At 41.1% G+C, this 21,395-nt stretch carries 22 protein-coding genes; 11 read left to right on the top strand and 11 right to left on the bottom strand.

The annotated features are described in order from the left end of the window. The first annotated feature begins 28 nt into the window (after positions 1–28). Positions 29–451 carry a FosM family fosfomycin resistance protein gene (gene fosM / locus NST31_RS19385; RefSeq protein WP_077110458.1) on the top strand — a complete coding sequence of 141 codons (423 nt, stop codon included), beginning with the start codon at positions 29–31 and terminating at the stop codon, positions 449–451. Between the two features lie 186 nt (positions 452–637). On the opposite strand, the gene NST31_RS19390 is transcribed toward fosM, so the two are convergent. The 8 genes from NST31_RS19390 to NST31_RS19425 form a co-directional block, all read right to left on the bottom strand. Further along, positions 638–1,831 carry a chromate transporter gene (locus tag NST31_RS19390; protein ID WP_077110460.1) on the bottom strand — a complete coding sequence of 398 codons (1,194 nt, stop codon included), beginning with the start codon at positions 1,829–1,831 and terminating at the stop codon, positions 638–640. Positions 1,832–2,545: 714 nt separating this feature from the next. After that, positions 2,546–3,043 carry a hypothetical protein gene (locus NST31_RS19395; RefSeq protein ID WP_077110462.1) on the bottom strand — a complete coding sequence of 166 codons (498 nt, stop codon included), beginning with the start codon at positions 3,041–3,043 and terminating at the stop codon, positions 2,546–2,548. Positions 3,044–3,055: 12 nt separating this feature from the next. Beyond that, on the bottom strand, positions 3,056–3,706 hold the full coding sequence (locus tag NST31_RS19400) for an ATP-binding cassette domain-containing protein (RefSeq protein WP_139345588.1): 651 nt from the start codon (positions 3,704–3,706) through the stop codon (positions 3,056–3,058). Positions 3,707–3,723: 17 nt separating this feature from the next. After that, positions 3,724–4,524: a hypothetical protein gene (locus NST31_RS19405; RefSeq protein WP_171973843.1), complete on the bottom strand. Its 801-nt coding sequence runs from the start codon at positions 4,522–4,524 to the stop codon at positions 3,724–3,726. Continuing rightward, positions 4,475–5,140 carry a hypothetical protein gene (locus NST31_RS19410; RefSeq protein ID WP_339162740.1) on the bottom strand — a complete coding sequence of 222 codons (666 nt, stop codon included), beginning with the start codon at positions 5,138–5,140 and terminating at the stop codon, positions 4,475–4,477. The genes NST31_RS19405 and NST31_RS19410 overlap by 50 nt, the downstream gene beginning before the upstream one ends. A gap of 145 nt (positions 5,141–5,285) precedes the next feature. Next, a complete protein-coding gene (locus NST31_RS19415) occupies positions 5,286–6,074 on the bottom strand; it encodes a hypothetical protein (protein ID WP_339162742.1) in 789 nt (262 codons plus the stop codon). An 81-nt stretch (positions 6,075–6,155) separates the two neighbouring features. Beyond that, positions 6,156–6,572, bottom strand: coding sequence for a DUF2712 domain-containing protein (locus NST31_RS19420; protein ID WP_077110471.1), 417 nt, complete (start codon positions 6,570–6,572; stop codon positions 6,156–6,158). A 1,120-nt stretch (positions 6,573–7,692) separates the two neighbouring features. Beyond that, on the bottom strand, positions 7,693–9,282 hold the full coding sequence (locus NST31_RS19425) for a long-chain-fatty-acid--CoA ligase (RefSeq protein ID WP_077110710.1): 1,590 nt from the start codon (positions 9,280–9,282) through the stop codon (positions 7,693–7,695). Between the two features lie 191 nt (positions 9,283–9,473). Between NST31_RS19425 and NST31_RS19430 the strand changes: the two genes are divergently transcribed. Genes NST31_RS19430 through NST31_RS19445 form a run of 4 tightly spaced genes read left to right on the top strand, consistent with a single transcriptional unit; the run spans position 9,474 to position 12,776 of the window. Beyond that, positions 9,474–9,731: a hypothetical protein gene (locus tag NST31_RS19430; protein ID WP_077110473.1), complete on the top strand. Its 258-nt coding sequence runs from the start codon at positions 9,474–9,476 to the stop codon at positions 9,729–9,731. After that, positions 9,728–11,179, top strand: coding sequence for a hypothetical protein (locus tag NST31_RS19435; RefSeq protein ID WP_205179936.1), 1,452 nt, complete (start codon positions 9,728–9,730; stop codon positions 11,177–11,179). The genes NST31_RS19430 and NST31_RS19435 overlap by 4 nt, the downstream gene beginning before the upstream one ends. 54 nt (positions 11,180–11,233) lie before the next feature. Continuing rightward, positions 11,234–11,935: an RluA family pseudouridine synthase gene (locus tag NST31_RS19440; RefSeq protein WP_077110477.1), complete on the top strand. Its 702-nt coding sequence runs from the start codon at positions 11,234–11,236 to the stop codon at positions 11,933–11,935. Position 11,936: 1 nt separating this feature from the next. Further along, a complete protein-coding gene (locus NST31_RS19445) occupies positions 11,937–12,776 on the top strand; it encodes an SDR family oxidoreductase (protein WP_077110479.1) in 840 nt (279 codons plus the stop codon). Between the two features lie 444 nt (positions 12,777–13,220). Here NST31_RS19445 and NST31_RS19450 read toward each other — a convergent pair whose 3' ends face one another. Further along, the gene (locus tag NST31_RS19450; RefSeq protein ID WP_077110483.1) at positions 13,221–14,390 is read right to left on the bottom strand and encodes an alanine--glyoxylate aminotransferase family protein; all 1,170 of its coding nucleotides are present in this window, start codon (positions 14,388–14,390) and stop codon (positions 13,221–13,223) included. Between the two features lie 215 nt (positions 14,391–14,605). On the opposite strand from NST31_RS19450, the gene NST31_RS19455 reads away from it, so the two are divergent. The 3 genes from NST31_RS19455 (at position 14,606) to NST31_RS19465 (ending at position 17,050) form a co-directional block, all read left to right on the top strand. Further along, complete coding sequence (locus NST31_RS19455) at positions 14,606–15,037, top strand: acyl-CoA thioesterase (protein ID WP_077110485.1); 432 nt, start codon at positions 14,606–14,608, stop codon at positions 15,035–15,037. A 375-nt stretch (positions 15,038–15,412) separates the two neighbouring features. Further along, positions 15,413–16,495, top strand: coding sequence for an NCS2 family permease (locus NST31_RS19460; protein ID WP_339162753.1), 1,083 nt, complete (start codon positions 15,413–15,415; stop codon positions 16,493–16,495). Beyond that, on the top strand, positions 16,496–17,050 hold the full coding sequence (locus tag NST31_RS19465) for a phosphoribosyltransferase family protein (protein WP_077110489.1): 555 nt from the start codon (positions 16,496–16,498) through the stop codon (positions 17,048–17,050). It begins immediately after the preceding gene. Between the two features lie 374 nt (positions 17,051–17,424). Here the strand turns inward: NST31_RS19465 and NST31_RS19470 are convergent, their stop codons facing one another. Continuing rightward, positions 17,425–17,652 (bottom strand): hypothetical protein, encoded by a 228-nt coding sequence (locus NST31_RS19470; RefSeq protein ID WP_077110493.1) that lies wholly within the window; start codon positions 17,650–17,652, stop codon positions 17,425–17,427. Between the two features lie 4 nt (positions 17,653–17,656). Further along, positions 17,657–17,977: a YbjQ family protein gene (locus tag NST31_RS19475; RefSeq protein ID WP_077110495.1), complete on the bottom strand. Its 321-nt coding sequence runs from the start codon at positions 17,975–17,977 to the stop codon at positions 17,657–17,659. Between the two features lie 425 nt (positions 17,978–18,402). On the opposite strand from NST31_RS19475, the gene NST31_RS19480 reads away from it, so the two are divergent. From NST31_RS19480 to NST31_RS19490, 3 genes are all read left to right on the top strand, one after another. Next, positions 18,403–20,367 carry an aconitate hydratase gene (locus NST31_RS19480; RefSeq protein WP_077110497.1) on the top strand — a complete coding sequence of 655 codons (1,965 nt, stop codon included), beginning with the start codon at positions 18,403–18,405 and terminating at the stop codon, positions 20,365–20,367. A 146-nt stretch (positions 20,368–20,513) separates the two neighbouring features. Beyond that, positions 20,514–20,687, top strand: a complete 174-nt coding sequence (locus NST31_RS19485) for a hypothetical protein (protein ID WP_171973844.1) — start codon at positions 20,514–20,516, stop codon at positions 20,685–20,687. An 88-nt stretch (positions 20,688–20,775) separates the two neighbouring features. Further along, a complete protein-coding gene (locus tag NST31_RS19490; RefSeq protein WP_077110499.1) occupies positions 20,776–21,378 on the top strand; it encodes a phosphatase PAP2 family protein in 603 nt (200 codons plus the stop codon). Positions 21,379–21,395 lie beyond the last annotated feature (17 nt).

The raw sequence follows: 21,395 nt of genomic DNA on the forward strand, positions 1-21,395 counted from the left end.
AGTAGAGATCATGTTTGGGGGGATAATGGTGTCCATCAAAGGTCTTAATCATTTGTTATTTTCTGTTTCTGATCTGGAAAGAGCGATTACGTTTTACCAAAATGTATTTAACGCCCGATTGCTTGTTAAGGGCAGAACGACAGCCTACTTTGATTTGAACGGCATGTGGCTTGCGTTAAATGAAGAAAAAGATATACCCCGCAATGAAATAAGCAAATCTTATACACATATCGCTTTTTCCATTGATGAAACGGAATTTGAAAAAATGTATAAGAAACTGCAAAAGTTGCATGTCAACATATTACCAAGCCGTCCAAGGGATGAAAGGGATAAAAAGTCGATCTATTTTACCGACCCTGATGGACATAAATTTGAGTTTCACACTGGTACGCTGCAAGATAGATTGGATTATTATCGTGAAACCAAATCACATATGACGTTTTTTGAATAAGCGAGATCGAAAAAGCCGGCTCTCCCTTTACGGGGCAGCCGGCTTATTTTATAAAGTGAAACTTCATTCAGTAGGCGTTTTCTACCATCTCCTACTGACTGTTAGTTGAGCGAATCGGGCATGTAGGTGCCGTTTTCTCCCGCTTAGACCTTTTAACTCAAGTCTTGAAGTGGTGTATATGGCACCTTACATGCGGGATAAAAGGGAGATGATGAACCCGCCCGCAGCACCGGTAAAGACGACCAGCCATGGCGGCCATTTCCAATAAACAAGCATACTGAATAAGATGGCGGCGAGAGAAAAGTCCAATGGCGATGAAATGGAGCTGGTCCAGATCGGATGATAGAGCGCGGCAATTAAAATGCCGACAACTGAAGCGTTCACTCCCATAAGGGCACTCGCCACTTTCGGGTTACCACGCAGAACATCCCAAAAAGGGAGAACGCCTAAAATGAGCAGAAAAGCAGGCAAAAAAATGGCCGCTGTTCCCAACAATCCCCCTGGCCACCCACCAACCACAGTGCCAATATAGGCGGCAAAAGTAAAGAGGGGGCCCGGCACAGCCTGTGCCACTCCGTATCCGGCCAAAAATTGCTGCTCGTTCAACCAGCCGCCGGGAACAAATTCACGTTCCAATAACGGCAAAACAACATGTCCCCCGCCAAATACGAGGGAACCAGAACGGTAAAAGCTGTCAAAAAGAGCAATCCAATCGGCAGTGCTCCACCCTCTTAACAGCGGTAGCAGGACAAGCAATCCAAAGAAAAGGGATAAACATATAAATCCAGTAGTTCGGGAAACGGGGAATTTGCTTGTGACCGCTTTTTCCAATTCTGTTTTTTGACCGTACAAGATCAATCCGATGATGCCTGCCGCCAGGATGACACCTACTTGTGTATAGGTGGCGGGCCATACAAGCGTCACGATAAGTGCAAATAAGGCAATCGATTTTCTTTTCGCATCCGGAGTCAAGCTTTTGGCCATCCCCATAATCGCATGGGCGACAACGGCTACGGCCACGATTTTGAGACCCCTGATCCAACCGGTCTCGTCTACTTGAAATGTATGTAAAAGGGAAGCGAAAATCATGAGCACGATAACGGAGGGAAGCGTAAAGCCGATAAAAGAAACGATTCCGCCCAAGATACCGCCACGCATGACCCCAATTCCAATGCCAACTTGACTGCTGGCAGGTCCGGGTAAAAATTGGCACAAGGCAACCAAATCCGCATAACTTTTTTCGTCCATCCACTTTCTTCTGCGAACGTACTCTTCATGAAAATAACCTAGATGAGCAACTGGACCGCCAAAAGAAGTGAGCCCTAACCTTGTGGAAACGAGTAAAATTTCCCACAGTCGTTTTAACAGATGCTGATTCATGTAAACCACCTTCTTTCAGCTAAAGAAAAAACATCGGTAGGATGAAGCATGGTCAATTCGGTGTTCGAAATGTGATGGGTTGACATTGAAAACCTCCAAATCGTTACTTTTTAAAAGTATTATAGCATCGGGAAGGAGCCCTGATGTTTAAGAAAATACATTTTTACAAAAACGTAACAACCGCTTGTTGATGAAAAGAGGGGAAAATGCCCTCTTTCAGCGTTTCTGAAATGACAAGTTCAACAGTCTTCCTTATCATAACATTTCAAAAACGGATAAACATTCCTTTTCTTATTTTCGGCCATCTGAAACGTGGGACATGCTTGACCATCGCTTTAAAAATGATTCCCCATGGGTGCTCTGATAAACTGCCAACTGGAATAGCACTGTTTATGCGCATATTTCTCTTTAAGTGTTTCAGTTGGGGGACGGTAAATATTCCTCTTGTTCTATAAATTGTCCAGCTGTTCTTTTTTTTATTTCGGCATAGTGAATCGTTATCCGTAAACTTTTTGGGCCCGGTCCACCTGGTAATATCGCCCCCTGTTTGCTCATAGGAATCAATTAAAGAGGAAAAGAATAAGCAGAAAAAAGCAGCAACGACCATATAGTAAGCAATGATATAATACGATTTTGTTAGTAGTGCATGATCCTTACTAAGATAAGAAATGAGCCTCCAAACCTAGAAATTGTTTTGGAGGCCCTCATTGTCTATTATATTTCAAATTCTACGAGATCTCGTTTATCTTCATTCCATACCCCTGGAGGAACAGCTAAATAAATCTTTTCATTTGAATGAAGAATGTTCTTGGGAACAACAAATTTTAAAACATAATCTGTTTCACTATCTTTTTGTATTAACTCTCTACTTGCATAAGTCACATAGATTCCTTTATTTAATTGGAATTCACTCATCATAAGTCTGTCATCTGAACTTCCATTATTTTCAACATTCAGTTCAACTGCCAAAATAGTATCCGAATCTTCCATATAAAATGTAGGATCCATTTCTTTTTGTAACTTTATTTCCTCTTCCGTCATTTCATAAGCCTTCTTCACCATGATGGTAAATTCTTTTACTTGAAAGGGTTCTTTTAATGGGTGAAGAGTATCCTTAAATGCAAAAGCATTTGTATTCACTTGAGAAATTCGGATGATACTAGTCGCTATAACAACAAGCAGCATGATTAATAAAAGTATTTTTTTATTCATGTAGACGGCCCCCTAATGTACCATTGAGCTTTGTTTAGACAAAGCCCCATTCTCCATTTCATATATCTCATCTGATAAATGGAGAATTTCTTGATCATTATGGCTTGCAATCAAAATCGTTTTACCTCGCTCTTTTAATTGGAACATTAGATTTTGGAACATTTTACAACCAGATCGATCTAAAGCATTGGTTGGTTCATCAAAGATAAGCAGATCCGGGTCTTCCATAATGGCTTGCGCTATTCCCAGACGTTGTTTCATCCCTAATGAATATTTCTTTGTTTTAATATCCGCACTTTCTTTCAAACCAACTAGATCAAGCACATTATAAATATCTGAACTTGTAATTTTATGATGGATAGAGGCTAGATACTCTAAGTTTTTAAATCCGGTATATTGTGGAATAAACCCAGGATTTTCCAAAATTATTCCAGTGTTTTTAGGAAAGGAAATATCCTTGCCAACTTTTTCACCATTGATATGTATTTGGCCTTCCGTTAATTTTATAAAGCCGCAAATAGCGCGAAATAGCATGGTTTTCCCAGAGCCGTTGTGGCCTACAAAACCATAGATCTTCCCTTTTTCTAAACTTAGATTTATGTTATTTAGTATTTTCTTTTTGTGAATTACTTTTGTGGCATTTTCTATTACAAGGTAGTTCACCATAAATTCCTTCTTTCCTATTTTCTATAAAGCAAATCCACTTTTTTATAGTAATGGCTCCCTAGCAATATTAACACTGTGGTGAGTAATAGATGGAAGGTAAATCCTAACATAAATTGAAGTTCACCATCCATAATGGAATAGGCTAAAACATCTGAAATATGCCCCGGGAAAAAGAATGTATTAAAATATAAATTTACAACACATAGAATGACAACTAGAATAATCCCTAGCATAGGTGTGAACATAATCGATAATATAGCTTGCAGCATCAGTAATGTGAAAGTTCCCACTAGGAAAGAAACAGTGAGACCAAGCAGATGATCGGAAAGTTCTATATAAATTATTTGACTTTCAGACCAAGTTGAAACATGAAAGAAAAAACCCATTATTTCTACGAAAACAAAAATAAGCAAGTAATACAGTAAGGTAATTACTGCCAATATAAAAACTTTTGAAAACCATAATAATCTCCTGCTTCTAATACGCAATAATATAAACGGGCCTGATTGGAATAGATCTTCATAAACGTATGTTCCTACTAAAAAGATGGGTAATAATTGAATGGTCAGCCAATTAATATTTGATGTAAGAGGGTTGCCTCCATCGGCCGGGACTTGCAGCATACCATACACGATATCCAATAAAGTTCCATTCTCGCTATTTACAAAGAGTACACCCAGCAACAAAAATAAAACAATTGATATAAAAATGAGCCGGAATTTAATATAGTTCCACAGCGTCCAACATTCTCGGATGATCACCTTTTTAAAAAGCTCCATATCGATTACCTTTCTTACTTGTAAATAAAAAATCATGACGATTCATCAGCTTTTTACCGATAAATGAAAAACATAAGATGACACTAAAGGTGATTAAAGCATTGCCCAAAATAGAAAAAGGGTTCAAAAAACCCAATTTATCTAACATCAGGTAAGGAGATAATATGCCAAGCTGGCTGGAATAACTATCTATCATGATAATAACCACAAGCAAGACAAATACCAATGGTGTGTTTTTTATCAAAAGCTTCATAACTGCAAAAACAAAGCCAATACAACACAATCCTAATGTCATATAGACTACATAAATCAATAGGACACTAGGGCTTGTATATAGAAAGGATTGAACGGATAAATGTGAGCTGTTTTCAGCTAAAATTGCGGCGAGTTCCCCAGAAGGATCTTGCCAATGGTTTACAAAGCTTTTGATCATCAATCCGCCTAAGATATAGGTCGCCGTTACACTCAGAAAAGAAAAAATAAAGGCTGATAATCCAAAAGCTAACATTTCATTATTCCATAGGGAACTGCGGCTATGTATGCGAATTAAAACAAACTCACTCTTGATCACATTAAAGCTATTTGCAAAGAATAAATAACCTGGAATCATAATAAGGGAAATTGTATCTCCTTGCATCATATCAGCTACCAAATCAAGGGGACCAACCTTTGATATTTGTCCAGTTTGTTTATACGATTGAATAAACAGATAGGTGCGCCAAATAAGAATAATGAATATGAAAACAATCAACCATATTCTTATTTTCTTATTTTATTTATTTGCTTGAATCATCCACTTAAACGAATTCATTTTTACACTTTCCTATCATAATGGTTAAACATAAAATGATTGACACAATAAGTTGAAATAAAATCACAGATAATGAGATCGTTGTGTATCCTTGTGCCGGCGTCAAAAATCCAAATGGAGACCATTCTGGATACCCAAAAAGCGAAAGGATCACCCATAAGCCATAGTAGACGCAAAACGGCATTAACAGAACAAGATATTTATTATTTGTAAATAAGGATGTTAAAAAACCAATCCATGCATATACCCCGCCATACATAAATCCAAATAATAAAAAGATAAGCCAATAGAGAAGGGGAGTATGGATAAACAATGAAGCAAATAAATCTCCATATTCAACTAGAGAGATTTGCAAAAATATATCGGGACTATCAGCCGGATAGAACATCAATAACCCCCACATTTCAATAACCAAAGGAAAAGCAAAAGCAAGCCCGCCAAGTATAAAGGAAAGAGTGATCTTTACTGTAAAATAATTCTTTTTAGACACTCTTGACCTTGTAATATAATAGATACCCGATCTATCATCTTCCCCAAATAAATCGGAGCCAGCCAAAGCCACCATAATAGGAAATAATAAGTAATATAGTTGGGTTAACATATAGTTATCATCAAACCCGGTTGCAAACATATAAGCACTGCCGCTGCCATAAGCAATAAAGCGATCAACGAAAATTTGATGGATCATCACTATGACAAAACCTATTATAATTGCACCAATAAATGATTTGCTACTTAATCCTCTTTTAAACTCTATTTTAAAATATGATCCCATATGTACGGATATCTCCTTAGAAATCAAAACCTCTAAAAAGCTTTCATCTTTTAGAGGTTTTGATGAAATAAATAAACTTATTTAAATACTGTCTGGACTCCAGACTCCGGAAGCTGCTACTTTGACTATCTGAGCTTTTTCAGTTTCACCCGCTAATTTAACATTTACTTTGCCATAATCTTCATATGCATAGTTAGTAATAAATTTTGCTTGACCTTGTTTAACCGTAACTTTTTTCGCTCTCACACTGGCACCATTGGACTTCACAATCCATGCTTTCATTTTGCCTTTCCCAATTGAGTTAAGCTTTACATAGGCGGAAGTAGCATCCCTTTTTTCCCTCGCTTTAGAATAAGAGTTTCTTTTTATTGGTTTTAAAGTAAAACTAAACTTCTTGTCTTTATAATTCCCGGCTGCTTCAACGTCCGAGGTATTAATCCCCACACCTACTGTAAAGCAAAGAGCAGCAACAATTGGAACGATTAATTTTTTTCTCATTTTCTCTTTCCTCCTAAAAATGCTTTTCCATATACAGTATTTTCTCTAAAAATCAATAGGTATCAAAATTCTATTTTATTAACAATATATGTTCGTAGTTCAGGAATTCATTGAATCTCCTCATCACCTATTAAATAAGCTTCTTTCAACAAATATTTCATACGACAGCAACTCTCTTGTTTAACGCCCCCTTTTTTTTAATAGCTAGCCTCTATCCATGGCTATCTCAACCAGTTCTGTTTGGTAAAATCAATATGACCTCCTTCTCATATGTAAAATGTGATTCCCAATACATTATAATTCACTTTTTCACGAATTTACCGCAAAACCACATTGTGGGTTTCCACAAAACCCGTTGCGGTTTTCAGTAAGGGTAGTTTGAATTAGGAGAAATTCAGCTAATATCTCTTGCGCTTTAACGACTTCTGTTTCTTCAAACGGTTAGATTATGCAAGAGCTTGAGAATAGTCTAATCTCGCTTTTTTAATATTTGCTATCTGAATCCTGGAACATGCTCGACCAATGTTTCAAATCTGAATCTCTATTATTTTGATAAAATTGGAACCAGTATTGTTTGAAGACCCATCCTTATTCACTTATGGGTATGAAAAGCCATCAACAAATAAACCCGCCTATTGTTTAACAAAGGAAGGAAAATAAGGCAAAAAGAAAGAAAGGCAGAACAATCCGCCTTTCTAGACATTACATATTTAGCATATGACATGAAGATTATTAAAAAAGGACAGACTTATCCCGTTTACTCTGTGTACACAAAACAGAGCCTTTGAACTACTGGTTCAAAGTAGGGAAACGAAATCTTAAAGAATGCGTCCTTTTTGTCATCAAACACTTTATCTCTTTTAGAAAAGAACGCCAGGTAAAAATGTAACAAGGGTGGTACTTCGGCGCGCTCAAGCAAAGCTGTTAGGTCGGAAAAAGAGCGGCGTATTCGTGTTAAACGACTTTCTATAAAACCTGTGATCACTAAGAGGCTTTGAACCGTTGTACGGGAAGTGGGGAGTGGCCCATCTTCCAGAAAGTGACGGCAGCCCGCAAGCGAACAATCAGGCGGAGGAGAATGATTGTCCGCCTGATCGATTGAGCGTACCAAACTGAATGTCTAGTTGACGAGCTTGCTTTTGCTTTGCCAATATTCTTTTCGCAAATTCACTTTTAGAATTTTTCCCGAAGCAGTCTTGGGTAATTCTTTTACGAAACTGACAGATGTAGGCGCTTTAAAATGGGCAAGCCTTTCTCTGGCGAAGGTAATGATTTCGGTTTCCGTTACGGTTTGGCCATCGCGAACAACGACAATAGCATGTGGGGTTTCGCCCCATTTTTCATGAGGAATCGCAATGACGGCAGCCTCAACAATTGCTGGATGTTCATATAAAACTCCTTCCACTTCTATGGAAGAAATATTTTCGCCTCCGCTGATGATGACATCTTTTTTCCGATCGACAATTTCAATATTGCCGTTATAATCGACAATGCCCATGTCACCAGTATGAAACCAACCGTTTTTGATGACGGCATTCGTAGCTTCTTCATTTTTCCAATAACCTTCCATCACACCGTTCGTTCTGACGATGATTTCGCCGATTTCCATGCCGTTATGTTTCACTTCTTCACCTTGCTCATTCACCACTTTCACATCAGTGCACATCATTTGGTAACCGGCTTTGGATTTCATTCGATATTGAACTTCTTTTGGCTCATCCAAATGTTGAGCACGAATGATGGAGGTGGTGAGCAAGGGCGATGTTTCCGTCAATCCGTAGACATGGATAAATTCCCAGCCCAAGTCTTCCTCAACGCGGGTGACAAACGAAGGCGGCGGGGCTGACCCGGCAATGACAACCCTTACATCTTGTCCGATCTCCACTTTATTTTCATCATAATAATGCAGAAGAGAGTTTAGTACCGTGGGCGCCATATGCATCACATTCACGCCATGCTTTTGCAATTTTTCGTAAATGACGTCCGGTCGTGTCTTTCTTAACATCACTTGAGTAGCTCCGTTTGCTGTGTAATAAAATGGTGATCCCCATCCATTAACATGGAACATGGGCAATACGTGGAGCAATACGTCTCGGTCACTTACCCGCAAATGATGCATGACTTGAAGGGCATGTATGTAATTGCTGCGATGGGTGAGCATAACACCTTTTGGATTGCCGGTCGTTCCGCTCGTGTACAGAAGGCTGGCGATGTCTTTTTCATCTATATCTTCACGTGGAAACGGCTCTGCCGGAAATTGGCCGACCCACTCATCATAATCTAGATCATTTTCTTCGAGTTTGATCTTGTTGCCGCCATGGACAATAATTTGTTCCAGATTCAGTTGACTACGGACCGAACCGATGAGCCCATACAACTCCCAGTCAACAAATAATACCTTGCTTTCACTATGGTTTAAAATAAACAAATAATCATCCGGCTTAAGCCGAATGTTCAGGGGGACGGTAATCGCACCAAGTTGGAACACACCATAGAAGCCTTCGAGCATTTCCAGGGTGTTTGGTGCAAGGTAGGCAACCTTGTCGCCCTTTTCCACACCCAGATCTTTTAGCCCGTGAGAAAGGCGGTTTATCCTTTCATTCAACTCGGAGTAAGTGAAAACCCGTTCATCATCAATCACTGCTGTTTTACTGCCATATAGTTTTACGGCGCGGTCTAAAAATTGTGTTAAAAGTAGCGGAACATACACGATGAAGCCCTCCCAATTCAACAAATTTTCAAATATATTGGTATTATAGCACATATTTAATATTTTCAACTTGTTATATAACATTTTTTCAAACAATTCGATCAGTAAAAATCCGGTGATATACATATTTACGAGAGAGCTCTATCGTTTATAATAAATGATGTATCGCATTTTTGTGTGAGCTGGACACCATGTTTCTCCCTGAAGACTTTACAGCAAAAATGAAACGGCTTTTAAAGGATGATGAATATCATCAGTTTATGAATAGCTATAATGAGTCAAAGACTCATGGGCTGCGTGACAACACTCTAAAGGTGGAAATTGATCATTTTTTCCAGAGCAGCCCGTTTCATTTGGAGAGAATCCCCTGGGTTGAAAGCGGGTTTTATTATGTCCCGGAAGACCGCCCCGCGCTGGAAAAAATAAAGATATTGCCAGGAGGCTTATGATGGAAAAGATAGTTGCGAAATTGCGGCCCTATATAGTAGCGAATAAAGAAGAAAGCCTGGTTGCAAAACCTACAGAATATGATCAAAACACATACAAATTAATATTTGTGGACAGTCAACAAGTTGCGGGTGAGGTCGTATTGACTGAAGACGGATGTTTAAAAATGTTTTCGGAATTTGATTTTGAAGAAGAGGACATTCCGGAAGCATCTATGTCTAAGGAAGAGATTCGGAAGCTTATTGAGAGATTTTCGCATGATTTTTTTCCTGAATCCTTCTCACTCTTACATTTGTCCTCGATCTTCGACCTTGACATTTTTTACTTATTTGATTATGTCCGTAAAGATGAACGATTTGGACTTGAACTGCCTAATTCGGGTATATCATTTTCGGTTTATAAAAATGGCGTCATCATGGATATGGTAAATGAAATGGATGAATTCTTGATCGTTTATCCCGATCGAGTGCTGTCAGAAGAGGTTGCGCGTGAACGGTTTTTAACCAATATTCAACCATTATTAAAGATCATGCGCTTTGACGAAAAAGTTTATGTGGATGGTGACGGGGAATTTAAGCTTGTTTATGACTTTCTTCATACAACGGGAATTGATGTGAAGATGGATGGCAACCAAACGACATTGGCTGATTTTGGCGATGTTTGTTTTCCATTTCAATCCCTCCCGCAAATGCCACCAGTACAATCCTCGATATATGCCATGGCAGGCGTTGAAACGATGGATAAAATAACAGAAAGTGATACGCCTGAAGGGAAATTGGAAGTATGGAGCGATTTTCCCAAGGAGCATTTTTTACGAGAATATGAGTTTGATGAGTTAATGGATCTTGATACAGTGGTAGAAGGCGCGGTAAAGCTTATAACTGATTCTAACGGCATGCTTAAACAAATGATCACAAGCGATAGAGAAAATGGTGTGAGGATTACGGAAGAGGAAGCTTTTCAATCTGCTCTCAAGCTTTTGTACAGCCAATATCCGGATGCGCAACATATGTTTAAACTCAGGGGGGAGGATCATGTCCTGATTGAATTCGACGAGGAAGGTGAAGAGTTGCCGCCGCATGCGTATTGTTTTACTTTTGATCGTTTTGAAAAAGATGTTCAGGTAGAAGGGGAGTATCTTACCATTATTGTGAGCGCATATTCGGGAAAGTTATGCGAATGGTTTGCGACGGATTATCTACATGATCGTTTCACCCACTTAGTTGAAAACATTCCCGATCATTTTGGCAAGGCCTTACAACGATATCAGGATTCTTTTGTGATGAAGCTGAATTGGACAAAGGAGGAGGTCGATGAAGAAGGGAAGCCTCATTACGAATTAGTATACATGCCCGAATTTAAAGGAACAGGCGGGCATGTTCATTGTGTAGAAGTAGCAGCGTTGAAGCCATGGATTGTCAATGTTACCGGATTGGAGGAGTTTCGATAAGCATTAAACTGCGATACAATGAACATATCATTTTACTGAAGGGTATCGGATAATATGGAAATACCAATTTTATATGAGGACAACCATCTGCTTGTTGTGGAGAAGCCGGTGAATGTCCCTGTACAGGAAGATGCAAGCGGGGATCCGGATGTATTGTCACTTTTAAAAAAAGATCTTAAAATTCGTTATCAAAAACCGGGAAATGTCTATCTTGGCTTGGTTCATCGACTAGACCGGCCTGTAGGGGGCGTGATGGTGTTTGCCAAGACGTCGAAGTCCGCATCCAGGCTGGCGGATTCCTTGCGAAAGAATGAGATAGAGAGAAAGTATATAGCTGTTGTCCGGGGAACTCCCCGAAAAAAAGCGGCATTATTGGAACATTATTTATCCAAAAACAACCGCAAGAACGTCGTTCAAACGGTCTCTCAGGATCATAAAAGCGGCAAGAAAGCCGTGTTGGAATATCAAACGGTGGCCCAGCGGGACAAATTAAGCCTATTGTCTGTCAAGCTCCACACGGGCCGCTCCCATCAGATTCGCGTCCAGCTTTCCGCTTCAGGCTTTCCCCTTTATGGAGATCAGAAATATGGGTCGCAGGTGAACAGGCCGGGACAGCAAATTGCTTTATGGGCTTATTCCTTGAAATTTGTACATCCCGTAAAAAAAGAAGTGATGCGGTTAGAGAGCTTTCCTCCTCACACATATCCGTGGACTGTGTGGGGATCTATTCAAGACATGTTGCAAATGGAGAAATGACATGGAAAAACAAACAGTGTTTATTACCGGTTCCGCCAGCGGGTTTGGAATGCTCGCGGCTGTTGAACTGGCAAAACGGGGATGCCAAGTCATCGCATCCATGAGAAATTTGGAGAAAGCGGAGAAGCTGAAAAGTTTATGCAGCATGCATCAAATGGAAGACCGGGTAAACATCGTTCAATTGGACGTAACCCGTCCGAATGGCTTTCCTGATTTATTGAACGATCTGCCCCCTGTTGACATTCTTATTAATAACGCGGGTTTTGCAATGGGGGGATTTTGCGAGGAAGTGAGTTTGGAAGAATACAAAGAGCAATTTGAAACGAATTTTTTTGGTCTCATTGCCGTTACCCAAGCCTTTCTTCCAGCGATGAGAGCTCGGAAGAAGGGAACCATCATCAATATAAGCAGCATTTCGGGTAAAGTCGGTTTTCCGGGGCTTTCACCGTATGTGGCATCCAAGCATGCATTAGAAGGATGGACAGAATGTTTGCGCATGGAGGTAAAGCCGTTTGGCATTGATGTGTTCCTGATTGAACCAGGATCATTCAAAACCTCGATCTGGTCAACGGGTAAAACAATTGCCCGAAATTCGCTAGTGGAATCGTCGCCTTATTCATTTTTTAAGAAGGCGATTTTACATGAACTGGAAAAAGGGGAAGCCAAGTATGAAGATCCGCAAATCGTCGCTTCTCTCATTGCCGATCTTTGTATGAGCAAGGAGGCCGGCAGGCTTAGGTATCCTGTCGGCAAAGGGGTAAAAACGACTCTCTTTTTAAAAAACATGATTCCGTGGAAAAAGTGGGAACAGATTTTCCTGAAAAAATTGTTGGGGAAATAGGGCAGGGACACAACACGGTAAAAATGAAATGAACCGCATGGAATCAAGGTTAGAACCTGGTGGTTACCCCTTGATTTCACGCGGTTTTATTCTCACGATTTGTACGAATATGAATCAGCTTTCAACTTATGTTCCAGCCCCTCCTTTTCTATCCGGGTATTTTCGCGGGGGATCGGGCCGGCCAGACAAGAAAAAACTCCGGAAATGCCACAACCGCAATGTTTTCAAGGATAAATCACTAAGGAGCTGCGACGTACAGGAAGTATGATTGCAAGTAAAGCAGCAAGACAAGGAAATCCTCGCAAGTACCGCAAATTTCAAGGAGATTGCAACGAGGCCTTTGTCTTGTTTTCTTAACAATGGGGCAGACGAAGAACGTACATATGTGGTGGCGCTTGCGCGTCCTTGTCTGGTAAGCCTCGTCCCACTGATTGAAGATTTACTTTAGATTTTCACTTGAATATCCGCCTTTGTTGCAGAAAGGGTATCAGCCGCTGCTTTGACGCCTGCTCCCATTTCAAACGGATATGAAAGCTCTTTTAAACCGGCTTCCATAAGGGAAACAGCTTCTAAAACATCCGCAGGGAAGCAATATCCCATATGGCCAAACCGGAAGATCTGTCCTTGCAAGCTTCCCAAGCCGCCGGCAAAATCCAAGTGATATTTTTGTTTGAGCAATTGTAAAAATTGCTCCAAATCCAAATATTTTGGTGTGCGGATTGCCGTAACCGTTGGCGACATAAATGGTTCGCTTGCCAACAGGTCTATATCAAGAGCATTCATCGCTTCTTTCACCATCTTTTTCATTAATTCATGCCTTTCGACCGTTCTGGCGAACGTTTCTTCCTCGATTAAGTCGCATACAGCTGACAAACCGTAAATAAGGGTAACGGCTGATGTATTCGGGGTCATTCCCTGTTCAAACCAATCACGGTACGTTAATAGGTTCAGATAATAGACAGGGGTTTGATTGTTTTCAATCGCTTTCCACGCTTGCTCGCTTACCGAAATTAAGGCCAGTCCGGGTGGCAGCATGAGGGCTTTTTGTGATCCGGTTGCCAAAATATCAATTCCCCATTCATCCATTTTGGCGGGAACAGCGCCGATACAGCTCACTCCGTCCACAATAAATAAGGCATCCGTGTTTTTCTTCACGATTTTTGCCAAATCTTCGATTGGATTCAATACGCCTGTCGATGTTTCGCAGTATGTAGCAAAAACAGCCTTAATATTGTTTAACGGTTTTAGAAAAGCTTCCAACTCTTCCGGCGTACAAGCCTCGCCCCATGTTTTTTGCAGCTTATGCACATCGAATCCGTATTTCTCACAGATAGCAGCAAAGTAATCACCAAATGCGCCAATGGAAATGACAACAACCTTTTCACCTGGTGAAACAGCATTGACAGCTGCGGCTTCCAAAGCGGCCGTGCCGCTGGCGGCAAGAAGTAAAACGTCCTGTTCTGTTCCAAATAGCGGTTTGATGCGTGCTGTTGTTTCCCGAAATAGTTTGATGAATTCCGGGCTTCGGTGGCTAATGATATCCTGGCTCATCGCCATATTCACTTTTTTTGGAATCGGAGTCGGTCCTGGATGTCTTAAAATAAGTTTATACATTCCATTCCCTCCATAAATATTTGATATTTTCACAATTTTATTATCTCTTTTATTGGAACATATGACAAGAAAAAGGCATTGCATCATGATCGCTTATGGAGGTTGTCAGATGCACGATCGTGTACTATGATTTAAAAGGTTCATGAGAAAAAATCATGAAACCTTGCTTTACAGAGCAAACTAGCCAAAATGATCAACGGGAAGGAGAAGTTCTTATGCAAAAAGAAATTTCTTCAAATGTATCAAGGACGATTCAGACAAAGCTTGTCCTTCCGCCTGATACGAACCATATGGGCACCATTTTCGGAGGAACCGTCCTGGCGTATATTGATGAAATCGCTGCGATTGCTGCAATGAAACATTCCAAAAAAGCAGTTGTCACCGCGTCCATTAACACGGTAAACTTTTTGTCTTCGGCAAAAGTGGGGGACATATTGACGTTGGAAGCTTTTGTTCTTTCAGTGGGAACTACTTCAATGAAAGTGTATGTAAAAGTGGAATGCCTCCATTTGGAAACAGATGAAAGGCGGTTGACGACGACCTCTACGATCACGATGGTCGCCATTGACGAAAATGGAAGGCCAACTCCGGTTCCAAAAGTGAGACTTGAATCGGAGTGGGAAAGGAGCCTGCTCTCAGAAGTTTAAAGGGGCTATGGTGGATGTAAGTACCTTCTATAGATAGTAAGAGGGCCAGCTTGTAGAGAAAGTAGGTGTTTTTCTCTACAAGCTTTTTTATTTATTTTTAAAAAAAGACGGAGTGCAATCCACACTGGATAGGACACTTCGCATTTTTCAAGGAAGGTCAGAAGAGTCTCTTTTTGTTTAGACGCATATAGATTTTCTTCAGTTTGTTCCAATTTTAAACAAAAAACTAAATGTTGAAACTTCGAATAAAACACTTGAAATTTCTCGATAAACACGTACAATAATTAATGTTAATTAGATAATGTTCGTGTTTAAGGGGATTTTTTATAAAAAAATCAGCGAATGATTCATTCGTTGTTAGAAACGGAGTGTAGAATGGACATACTTAAAGACATCTTGGCCGCACTTAGCGTAGTACTAAATGGACTTCCTCAGGGGCTTCTCGCCATGACTTTTGGGTTTGCTTCTGTTCCAACGGCGCTGGCTTTTGTCGTCGGAGCCGGAGGAAACGCAATCATGGGCTCGGTTCCGGTGATTTCTTACCAGGCTGAAACGATAACATTGGCTGGGACAATGGGCAGAAATATGCGGGAACGGCTATCGATGGTGTTTTTCGGAGCGCTGATCATGGTTCCCATTGGATTATTTGGCTTGCTTGAAAAAATTATAGATTGGATTGGTCCGGTTATTACGGCAGGGATGATGGCAGGTGTTGGGATCATGCTATCAAAAGTCGCATGGGAAATGGCCAGAAATGATAAAATGGTTGGGATTACATCTTTTGCCAGTGCGCTCATTGTATACATGGCAACAAAAGACCTCGTTTATACGATCACCATATCGGTCATTCTCTCAAGTATTGTCTATCTTTTTCTTCCGAAAGATGGTAAGGAAGGTATCCAGGCCGTTTTGGAGGAAAAAATTACGCGCCAAAAACTGGTGATCAATCCAATGGTCATACGCGGCGCTTTGGCTATGGTTTGTTTAAATATTGGGGCGAATATCGCATTTGGCAAGATTAACGGGGAGATTGCCCAAACCGATGTAAACGTCGATGTGTTAACTGTTATAAGCAGCTTGGCCGACATGGCTTCTGCTTTCTTTGGCGGAGCGCCAGTTGAAGTAGTTATTTCCGCCACTGCAAGCGCGCCGCATCCGGTTGGGTCAGGTGTATTGATGATGTCACTCATGGCCATCATTTTATTTGCCGGACTTCTTCCCAAGATCGGTAAATTTGTTCCAAGTTCTTCAATTGCCGGATTTTTGTTCGTGTTGGGTGCGATTGTCACATTTCCCGGCAATGCCGGCACAGCTTTTTCAACAGGTGAGCCTGCTTCAGGATTAATTGGCGGAATCACGATGGTTGTCACAGCGATCACGGATCCTTTTCTTGGCATGCTTGCCGGTTTGATCATTCAATTTCTCATTGGATTATTCGGTTTTTTAAGGGGGATGTAAATGGAAACTTATACATTGGTGATTGGCGCTATCCAAAGAGAACTGCCGATCGTTTCGATTTCAGATGAGCTGAGCATTGCCAGTTTTGTCATTTTGGGCGACACGGAGCTGGTCGCTTATACCGCGCCTTTACTAGCGGACAAGCTCCCCGAAGTAGACGTGCTTGTCACAGCGGAGGCAAAGGGGATACCGCTTGTATATGAGGTATCTAAACAACTTGGCATGAAGCAATATGTTGTTGCGCGAAAAAGCATCAAGCCGTATATGGAAACTCCTTTGGTCAATGAGGTGGTATCCATTACAACCCAGAAAAAGCAAGTCTTATGTCTCGACACCAATGATGTCGAGCACATAAAAAATAAGCGGGTAGCCATTATTGATGATGTCATCAGTACCGGGCAGTCTATTCGTGGCCTGGAGGAGCTGGTTGAAAAGGCTGGCGGCCAAGTTGTGGCCAGAGCGGCAATTTTGGCGGAAGGTAATGCAGCTACTCGTGATGACATTATTTATTTGAAAAAGCTGCCACTTTTTAGGAATAAACGGTCAAAAAAATAGACTTTTAAAAGGCGTGAACGGAAAGATACCTGTTCATGCTTTATTATGATGAAATAATTCCGCATACTATAAGGATATCAATTGCAAATCTTCCGGCTGCCGGGCTGCCGATTAGGCAGGGTGAAAAATATTCATTGTACGGAATGAATGGTCGGAATGATTCAAAGCTGACTAGCTCCCCTCTAAAACATTCATTAATCCCAAGTTATAACATTGTTGGGGGGAGCACATACTGGATTTTTTCAAGGCGCCCGAAAGAAATTCTGGAATGACAAAAACAGTCCAATAAAGAGTCATATGAGGCCCCAAGCCCGGTGGAAGCGCCGATCAGGGGCAGTTTCCTCCAGAAGTATCGGTAACACTGCGCCGGTTTGTTAATCTTCCTCTTTATAAAAGCGCTCGCCAGTATCAGGATTGTAATAAACAATTAATTTTTTCTTGGTAGTCGGATCGATGTTTACCTCATTCGTTGGAATAAAGCCTTTAGGAACTTCCCGCCCGTGTTTACGTTTGAAACGTTTATCCCAAATGAGCCAAGAAATGATTATTATCGCGATAAATAGCAATATTTGAATGCCGTAAAATCCAATAATCCACTTCACGAGACTAAGCCTTTTCTATAACTACTGCTGTACCATATGCAATGATTTCACTCATGTTTTGGCCGATTTCTCCCGAATCAAAGCGCATCATCGTTACAGCATTGGCTTCCATGGCTTTGGCGTTTTCTACCATTCGGTCTATGGCCTGTTTTCTTGCGTCTTCAAGCATTTCTGTATACTGGCTGATTTCTCCTCCTAATAAACCCTTAAATGATGCAACAATGTCTTTTCCAATTCCCCTTGCCCTTACTGTTATGCCAAATACAGGACCTTTCATTTCAACAATTTTATAGTTGGCTATATTTTCTGTCGTCACGATTATCATGTTGCTATCATCCTTTCTAATTAAAGTTGCTACACTACTACGTAATCGCATCATGTAAGGTTTCAAACTTTTAAAATAAAGATCAAGAGGAATGAAAAGTCAGAAACTGAAAAGAATGGGACACTGTCACTGCCATTGCCGCATCTGGCGGAACATACACGTTTGTTCTTTTACCAAAGTATGCTGTTGAGAGAAGTGATCAGGGAAAAGTATTATGAGCTATTCTCCCCTTTTTATTTCGGTTTCATCCAATTTTGTTCGGCTCCTTTTTGAAGAAAGAGATTCCTGGAGAATCAAAGAGACAGGGCTTTTTCCTTAAATGATTGTATATCGCTTCATCATCAGGATTGGTGTATATTTCCTTGCTGAATTAACAAACATAAATGGAAAGCATGGATTTTAAGCTTTGTACAGGAGGAAAATAGATGCCATTAAATATTACCCAGAAATTAATTCAATCACATCTTGTATCCGGTGAAATGGTTCCGGGCACAGAAATCGGCTTGAAGATTGATCAAACCCTTACTCAAGATGCGACTGGTACGATGGTGATGCTGGAGCTTGAGGCAATGGGACTCGATCGGGCAAAAACGGAAGCATCCGCCCAGTATGTCGATCATAACGTCATACAGGTTGATAACAAAAATGCCGATGACCATTTATTTTTGCAAAGCGCCACTCGTCGATTTGGTCTGTATTATAGCCGGCCGGGCAACGGGGTAAGCCATCCTGTTCATATGCAACGTTTGGCCAAGCCGGGAAAAACGTTGCTCGGTTCGGATAGTCACACTTGTGCCAATGGGTGCATGGGAATGCTTGCTATGGGAGCGGGTGGAATGGATGTTGCTCTTGCAATAGCCGGAGAACCTTTTTACGTAAAAATGCCTCAAGTGTGGGGTATCAAGTTGACTGGAAAATTACCGGATTGGGTCAGCGCGAAGGATGTGATTCTTGAATTGCTTCGCCGGCATGACGTAAAAGGGGGAGTTGGCAAGGTCATTGAATATTACGGTCCGGGCTTGGATGAGTTAAGTGCGATGGACCGGCATGTTATAGCGAATATGGGGGCGGAATTAGGGGCGACCTCTACCGTTTTTCCATCCGACCAGGAAATCAGGCGTTTCTTGACAGAGCAGGGAAGGGAAGATGATTGGATAGAACTAAAAGCGGATAAAGGAGCAACGTACGATTTGGAAGAAGAAATCAATTTATCCGAGTTGGAGCCGCTTATTGCCAAACCTTCCAGCCCAGGCAATGTAGTTCCTGTATCAGAAGTTGCCGGAACACCGATTTATCAGTCTTATATCGGCTCATCGGCTAATCCGGGTTTCCGTGATTTTGCCATTGCGGCAGAAATTGTAAAAGGGAAAAAGGTCGCGGCAGGCGTCTCATTCGATATTAATCCGACTTCCAGGCAAATGCTGACTGATTTGGTGAAGGAGAGTCATATAGCAAGCCTTCTTCAAGCCGGTGCCCGGTTACATCAAGCAGGGTGCAATGGCTGTATCGGCATGGGTCAGGCTCCTGCTACAGGAAGAAACAGCCTGCGTACGACCCCGAGAAACTTTCCTGGGCGATCCGGTACTCAGGAGGATAGTGTGTTCTTATGCAGCCCGGAAACAGCCGCGATTTCCGCCTTGACGGGGGAAATTACTGATCCAAGAACATTTGAAATGACTTATCCAAAAGTGAAAGAACCGAAAAATCCAACAATTGATGACACACTGCTCGATGCCCCCCTCCCATTTGAAGAAGCAAAAAAGGTTGCGCTATATAAAGGACCGAACGTTGCGTCTATCCCGGCTATGGATGAGCTTCCGGATCAGATGGAAATACCTGTATTGCTAAAGATGGGCGACAACATCTCGACAGACGAAATTTTAGCCGGGGGAGCCCGTGTGCTCCCTTATAGAAGCAATCTGCCTGAAATCAGCAAATTTGCATTTGAAATCATTGACCATACGTATTATCCGCGAGCAATGGAATCCGTCGTTAAAGGCGGGCATGCTATTGTGGGCGGTATTAACTATGGACAAGGCTCCAGCCGGGAGCACGCTGCGCTCGCACCTAGATATTTAGGACTTCGAGTGGCATTAGTGAAGGATTTTGCACGCATTCACTGGCAAAATCTCGTGAACTTTGGCATCCTCCCGTTAACGTTTAAGCATCAGGAAGATTATGAACATCTGGACCAAGGAGATGTCCTTCAATTGGAGAATGTGAGAACGAGCATTAAACAAGGTAATGAACTGACTATCCGTGTCAAAAACAAAAACCTCACTATTGAAGTAAACCATGCGTTATCTCAACGCCAGGTTGATGTGTTATTAAAAGGCGGGATGATTAACTGGGTAAAGGAGCGGCAAAAAAGAGGTTCATCCAAACACTAGAACGGGTAAATAAAAAGGGAGGATGGGCCAGACCTTGCAAAAAATTCATCCTATATCCGTTTTAAGGCGAAATTGAAATAGTCATGACATTTTAAGATTAGGTGAGAATTCAAGAGATTATGTACCTTTAAGGAAGGAGGATTTTTATGACAGTAGACCGTGAAAACATATGCAGGGCTTGTGGAGGAACAGGGATGCTCGCAGATGATGAAGGCTGGCAATATAATTGCAGTGTTTGCCGTGGGGCCGGTTTGATCTCCGGCGAACATCCAAATGCAAAAGTGATGGAAGTGGATGAAAACAATCGGTTATTGGATTAAACATGCCGGGCAGTTAACGCTGCCCGTTTTTATATCCGAATTTGATCACATAGTAGTAAAGCAACAAAAAATAATGGAATGATGAAAAATGAAATGGTTACTTTTTGGCGCGATATTTCTTTTACTTACATGGATTGTAGAGATCGAATTGCTGGCAAATTTCGATCAAAAGATCGTTCTGCAATTTGAACAAATCCGCAGTGAATCTGTAACAGATGCATTTCTGTTTATTTCGGATGTTGGCTCCATTAAAGGGCTGCTGTTTATTACTGCGCTACTTACCGTTTACCTGATATATAAAAAGCGCTTTACCGATGTTCTTTTTCTCATGTTTGTCTTTTGGGGATCAAGAGGATCAAACTATTTATTGAAAAATTGGATTGAAAGAGACAGGCCGGAAATAAACCCCATCATTCATTCGGCCGGCTTTAGCTTCCCTAGCGGCCATACTATGAATTCAACCGCGGTGCTAGGATTTATATGCTTTCTTTTATTGATTCATTTTAAAAGCAAAGCATTTAGGAAGGCGATCATCGGTGTGACAGTCCTTCTTGTTGCTTTGATTGGAGTTAGCCGGATTTACTTGGGTGTACATTATGTAACAGATATTATTGGCGGGTTTGTTGCGGGAATCATTTGGATGCTGATATTTGTTTCTTTATACAAACACTGGGATATTGGCAAGAGTTGATGGCTTTAGTTGGTTAC

Origin of the sequence: Siminovitchia sp. FSL W7-1587, from assembly GCF_037963795.1 — a bacterium.
Taxonomy (GTDB): domain Bacteria; phylum Bacillota; class Bacilli; order Bacillales; family Bacillaceae_C; genus Siminovitchia; species Siminovitchia thermophila.